Source organism: Streptomyces sp. SID8352 (assembly GCF_009862265.1).
Taxonomy (GTDB): Bacteria; Actinomycetota; Actinomycetes; order Streptomycetales; family Streptomycetaceae; genus Streptomyces.
Window position 1 is genome coordinate 116057 of record NZ_WWGX01000100.1, and the last position, 6148, is coordinate 122204.

The 6148-nt window shown below is 71.2% G+C and carries 4 protein-coding genes; 1 reads left to right on the forward strand and 3 read right to left on the reverse strand.

Translation table 11 applies throughout. The features are described from left to right. Position 1: 1 nt before the first annotated feature. The 3 genes from grpE to GTY84_RS29925 form a co-directional block, all read right to left on the reverse strand. Positions 2-661 (reverse strand): nucleotide exchange factor GrpE, encoded by a 660-nt coding sequence (gene grpE / locus GTY84_RS29915; protein WP_161229534.1) that lies wholly within the window; start codon positions 659-661, stop codon positions 2-4. After that, complete coding sequence (gene dnaK, locus GTY84_RS29920; RefSeq protein WP_161229535.1) at positions 658-2499, reverse strand: molecular chaperone DnaK; 1842 nt, start codon at positions 2497-2499, stop codon at positions 658-660. Before dnaK ends, grpE begins: the two co-directional genes overlap by 4 nt. 95 nt (positions 2500-2594) lie before the next feature. Beyond that, entirely contained in the window at positions 2595-3854 is a 1260-nt protein-coding gene (locus tag GTY84_RS29925; RefSeq protein WP_161229536.1) for an MraY family glycosyltransferase, read from the reverse strand. 304 nt (positions 3855-4158) lie between these two features. On the opposite strand from GTY84_RS29925, the gene GTY84_RS29930 reads away from it, so the two are divergent. Next, positions 4159-6148 (forward strand): (Fe-S)-binding protein (locus GTY84_RS29930; RefSeq protein ID WP_161229537.1); only part of this gene is annotated, 1990 nt, incomplete at its 3' end.

Genomic DNA, 6148 nt, shown 5'->3' on the forward strand with positions numbered 1-6148 from the left:
CTCAGCCCTCGTCCGGGCCACCGTTCCCCTTGCTCTCCGCGGCGTCGGAACCCGGCTCGCCGTTCTCCTCGGACTTGGCCGCCTGCGCTCCGGGCTGCGGCTCGGCCACCCCCACCCGCGCGGGGCGGATGGTGCGCTCACCGATGCGGTACCCGGGCTGCAGGATCGCCACGCACGTCGTCTCCGTGACGTCCGGGGCGTAGGAGTGCATCAGGGCCTCGTGGATCGTCGGGTCGAAGGGCTCGCCCTCCTTGCCGAACTGCTGGAGGCCCATCTTGGCGACCACGGTCTCCAGCGACTCGGCGACGGACTTGAACCCGCCGACCAGTTCGCCGTGGTCCCGTGCGCGGCCGATGTCGTCCAGGACGGGCAGCAGTTCGCCCAGGAGGTTCGCCACGGCGACCTCCTTGACGGCGACGCGGTCCCGCTCGACCCGGCGACGGTAGTTCTGGTACTCGGCCTGGAGGCGCTGGAGGTCCGCCGTGCGCTCGCCGAGCGCCGTGCGTGCCTGGTCCAGCCGGGCCACCAGGCCCGCGGTCTCGCTAGCGTCCCCGGCCGGGGCCGTCTCCTCGTCGGAGGCGGCCTTCGGCTCGGCGGCGTCAGGGGCGGCGCCGGAAGGGACGTCGGACTTCTCGTCGAAGCCCGGGGTCTCCTCCGTCACGCCGCACCGTCCTTGCGCTCGTCGTCCACGATCTCGGCGTCGACGACGTCGTCGTCGGCCGCCTTGTCACCGGCGCCGGGGGCACCGCCCGCGGCCTGCGCGCCCTGGGCGTCGGCGTAGAGGGCCTGGCCGAGCTTCTGGGAAACGGCGGCGACCTTCTCGGTGGCGGTGCGGATCGCGGCCGAGTCCTCGCCCTTGAGCTTCTCCTTCAGCTCCGACAGGGCGGTCTCGACCTCGGTCTTCACCTCGCCGGGGACCTTGTCCTCGTTGTCCTTGAGGAACTTCTCCGTCTGGTAGACGAGCTGCTCGCCCTGGTTGCGGCTCTCGGCGGCCTCGCGGCGGCGGTGGTCCTCCTCCGCGTACTGCTCGGCCTCCTGGCGCATCCGGTCGACCTCGTCCTTCGGCAGCGAGGAGCCGCCGGTGACGGTCATCTTCTGCTCCTTGCCCGTGCCCAGGTCCTTGGCGGTCACGTGCATGATGCCGTTGGCGTCGATGTCGAAGGAGACCTCGATCTGCGGGACGCCGCGCGGCGCCGGCGGCAGGCCGGTCAGCTCGAACATCCCGAGCTTCTTGTTGTACGCCGCGATCTCGCGCTCGCCCTGGTAGACCTGGATCTGGACGGAGGGCTGGTTGTCCTCGGCGGTGGTGAAGATCTCCGAGCGCTTGGTCGGGATCGTCGTGTTCCGCTCGATCAGCTTGGTCATGATGCCGCCCTTGGTCTCGATGCCGAGGGACAGCGGGGTGACGTCGAGCAGCAGGACGTCCTTGACCTCGCCCTTGAGCACACCGGCCTGGAGCGCGGCACCGATCGAGACGACCTCGTCCGGGTTGACGCCCTTGTTGGCCTCCTTGCCGCCGGTCATCTCCTTGACCAGCTCGGCCACGGCGGGCATCCGGGTGGAGCCGCCGACCAGGACCACGTGGTCGATCTCGGAGAGCTGGATGCCGGCGTCCTTGATGACGTTGTGGAACGGCGTCTTGCAGCGCTCCAGGAGGTCGGCCGTGAGCTGCTGGAACTGGGCGCGGGTGAGCTTCTCGTCCAGGTGCAGCGGGCCCTCGGCGGAAGCCGTGATGTAGGGCAGGTTGATCGTGGTCTCGGTGGACGAGGACAGCTCGATCTTGGCCTTCTCCGCCGCCTCGCGCAGGCGCTGGAGGGCCATCTTGTCCTTGGAGAGGTCCACGCCGTGGCCGGAGTGGAACTGCTTCACCAGGTAGTCGACGACGCGCTGGTCCCAGTCGTCACCGCCGAGGTTGTTGTCGCCGTTGGTGGCCTTCACCTCGACGACGCCGTCGCCGATCTCCAGCAGCGAGACGTCGAAGGTGCCGCCGCCGAGGTCGAAGACCAGGATGACCTGCTCGTCCTTGTCGAGGCCGTACGCCAGCGCGGCGGCCGTCGGCTCGTTGACGATGCGCAGGACGTTCAGGCCCGCGATCTCGCCGGCCTCCTTGGTGGCCTGGCGCTCGGCGTCGTTGAAGTACGCCGGGACGGTGATGACGGCGTCCGTCACCTTCTCGCCCAGGTAGGCCTCGGCGTCCCGCTTCAGCTTCTGGAGCACGAAGGCGCTCATCTGCTGCGGGTTGAAGTCCTTGCCGTCCAGGTTGATCTTCCAGTCGGTGCCCATGTGGCGCTTGACCGACCGGATGGTCCTGTCGACGTTCGTGACCGCCTGGCGCTTGGCGACCTCTCCGACGAGCACCTCACCGTTCTTGGCGAAGGCGACGACGGACGGCGTGGTCCTGGCGCCCTCGGCGTTGGTGATGACGGTGGGCTCGCCGCCCTCCAGAACGCTGACGACGGAGTTGGTGGTGCCCAGGTCGATGCCGACCGCACGTGCCATGGTGAATTCCTCCAGTTGACTTGAGTGGAACAGGCTCAAGTGTGCACGAGAACCCGGCGACCGGTCAACAGAGGTGAGCGCAGGGGGCTCAACTCTTATCCGTTCCTTACACGCAATGACGTGCTGACCTGGGCTTCTTCCCGGGGCCCTCCCTGACGAACCGGGAAATTCGCCCGCCGGAGCGACCGCGCGACCGCCCCCCGTGCCACCCCTCCGGACCCCCCGGCCCCGGCCCCGGGCACCTTCCCGGCCTCCTCCCCGCCCCCGCCCCCGCCCCCGCCCCCGCCCCCGACTCCGGCTCCGGCTCCGGCTCCGGCTCCGGCTCCGGCTCCGGCTCCGGCCGGAACGCCGACGACGGTGGCGTACACCGGGGTCCCCGGCCGCCGCGCCCCGTACACCCGTACTCGCAGCAGCCCCAGCACCCCCAGCGCCGCGACCCCGGCCACGACCCACGGCACGAGCGCGCCGTCCGCCCGGCCGGTGTGCGCCAGAACCCCGGCGAGCACCCCTCCGGACGCCGCCGCCCCGAGGACGGCGACCGCGCCGCGCGGGGTGAGCCCGAGCCTCCGCAGCCGGTGGGGCAGGTGGTCGGGGACGCCGCGCAGCAGGGGGCGCCCGGCCAGCCGACGGGAGAGGAGGACGAGGACGGCGTCGGCGCTCACCGTCGCGGTCAGCGCGAACAGCACCCCGGCGCCGCCGCCGGGACCGTGCCCCGCCGTCGCGAACACCGACGCCGAGGCGAGCAGGAACCCGGCGAAGAGCGAGCCGCACGCCCCGAGGGCGATCCGCGCGGGATGCCAGTTGTGCAGCAGGAAGCCGGTCAGCGCCGCCCCGAGGACGCTCAGCAGCGCCGCGAGCCCGTCCATCAGCTCCGCCGCCGCACAGGCCGCCACGCCGAAGGCGGTCACCACGGCCACCGTCCCGGCCGAACCGTCACCGTGGTCCAGCCCCCGGAAGGCGGTGGCGACCGCCGCCACCCAGAGCGCCGCCAGCGCGCCGCCGACCGCGCCCGTCTCCCCGTACGGCATCACCCAGGCGGCGGCCAGGGCCGCGCCGACGCACAGCCAGCGCCGCCGCAGCCGCCAGAGGTCGGCGGCCAGCCCGAGCGAGGCGACGGCCGCCCCGGCCGCCAGCAGCCGCCCGACGCCGGTGCCGAGGGGCACCAGGCCGCTGACGTCACCGGCCCACGCCACCAGTCCGGTGACGAGGACGACTGCGGCACCGCCGAGCAGCGGCACCGGCCGCCGTCGGCGCCGGTCGAGGAGGCCGAGCCGCAGGGCGGGGCCCCGCAGCGCCCCGGCCAGCAGGGCGGCGAGCAGGAAGGAGGCGATGGCGGCGCTGATCCCGTAGAGCACCGCCCCAAAATATGCAGAAAGCGCGCGAATATCATGATGTGCGACAAACTGCCTGTCCGGGGCGGCGTGGCGCCGCCGCCCACGGGGCCCGCCCGGCACGCCGGCCGCCCTCCGGACGACGCCCCCGACGCCCGCCGCGGGCGCCTCGGCGACACAGATCACGGAACTCCTGGCTACAGTGCGGCAGGAGATTGCGGGTAGTCTCGGACCAGCCGGGTAAGTTACCGCTCAGTAATCTGACCACCCCCACCAGCGGAGTCAGCAGAGCCGCTGCAGAACCGCCTCGCAGGCCCGAGGAGCCCTCATGCAACTCGCCGCGATCATCGTGTCGCTGGTCCTGACCGTGGTCGGCGTCGCGCTGCTCGCGCGCGCGATCGGCCAGTTCGTCCGGTACTTCCGGCTGGGCCAGCCCGTGCCCGCCGGGACCCGGACGGACAACCCGTACCAGCGCAGCGTGACCCTGGTCCGGGAGTTCCTCGGCCACACGCGCATGAACCGGTGGGGCGTCGTCGGTGTCGCCCACTGGTTCGTCGCGGTCGGCTTCCTGACCCTGCCGCCGACGGTCCTGACCGCCTACGGCCAGCTCTTCAAGGCCGACTGGACCCTGCCGGTCCTCGGCGGCTTCCTGCCCTACGAGATGTACATCGAGTTCATCGGCGCGATGACCGTGCTCGGCATCGCCGTCCTCATCGTGATCCGCCTGCTGAGCCTGCCCTCACGGCCCGGCCGCAAGTCACGCTTCACCGGCTCGAAGATGGGCCAGGCGTACTTCGTCGAGTACGTCATCCTCGTCATCGGCCTCGCCATCTACACCCTGCGCGGCCTGGAGGGCGCGCTCCACGGCGTGGACCACTACGAGGCCGCCTACTTCGCCTCGTACCCGCTGGTCCTGGCCCTGGAGGGACTGGATGCCGGCACCCTGCAGAACCTGGTCTACCTGACCGCGATGGTGAAGCTGGGCACCACCATGGTCTGGATGATCACGGTCTCGCTCACCCCCAACATGGGCGTCGCCTGGCACCGGTTCCTGGCCTTCCCCAACATCTGGTTCAAGCGCGACGCCGACGGCGGCACCGCCCTGGGCGCGCTGCGGCCGATGACCTCCGGGGGCAGGCCGATCGACTTCGCCGACCCGGGCGAGGACGACGTCTTCGGCGTGTCCCAGGTCGAGCAGTTCTCCTGGAAGGGCCTGCTGGACTTCTCCACCTGCACCGAGTGCGGGCGCTGCCAGTCGCAGTGCCCGGCCTGGAACACCGGCAAGCCGCTCTCCCCCAAGCTGCTCATCATGTCGCTGCGCGACCACGCGCACGCCAAGGCGCCCTACCTGCTGGCGGGCGGCGGCAGGAGTGCGGAGGGTGAGGAGCGGGCGAGCGGTGAGCAGCTGGCCCAGGTGCCCGCCGCGGCCCTCGCCGAGGCCGGGCGCCCGCTGGTCGGCCCCCTCGGCGAGCCCACCGGGGACGGTTTCGCGACCGGGGGGGTGATCGACCCCGACGTGCTGTGGTCGTGCACCACCTGCGGCGCCTGCGTCGAGCAGTGCCCCGTGGACATCGAGCACGTCGACCACATCGTCGACATGCGCCGCTACCAGGTGATGATCGAGTCGTCGTTCCCCTCCGAGGCCGGGACGATGCTCAAGAACCTGGAGAAGAAGGGCAACCCCTGGGGCCTGGCGAAGAAGCAGCGGCTCGCCTGGCTCAAGGAGGTCGACTTCGACATCCCGGTCGTCGGCAAGGACATCGAGGACCTCACCGGGGTCGACTACCTGTACTGGGTGGGCTGCGCGGGCTCCCTGGAGGACCGCGCCAAGAAGACCACCAAGGCCTTCGCCGAGCTCCTGCACATCGCGGGCGTCTCCTTCGCCGTCATGGGCGGCGACGAGAAGTGCACCGGCGACTCCGCCCGCCGCCTGGGCAACGAGCCCCTCTTCCAGGAACTCGGCACCGAGAACGTGACGGCCCTCAACGCCGCCTTCGGCGAGGAGACCGACGAGGACGGAAAGGTCACCGAGGACTCCCGCAGGCCCCGCTCCGCGAAGAGGATCGTCGCCACCTGCCCCCACTGCCTCAACACCCTCGGCAACGAATACCCCCAGCTCGGCGGCGACTACGAGGTCATCCACCACACCCANCTGCTCCAGCACCTCGTCGACGAGGGCAAACTCGTCCCCGTGACCCCGGTCGAGGGCATCATCACCTACCACGACCCCTGCTACCTCGGCCGCCACAACAAGATCTACACCCCGCCACGCGAGATCATCGCCGCCGTCCCCGGCATCCGCAACGAGGAAATGCACC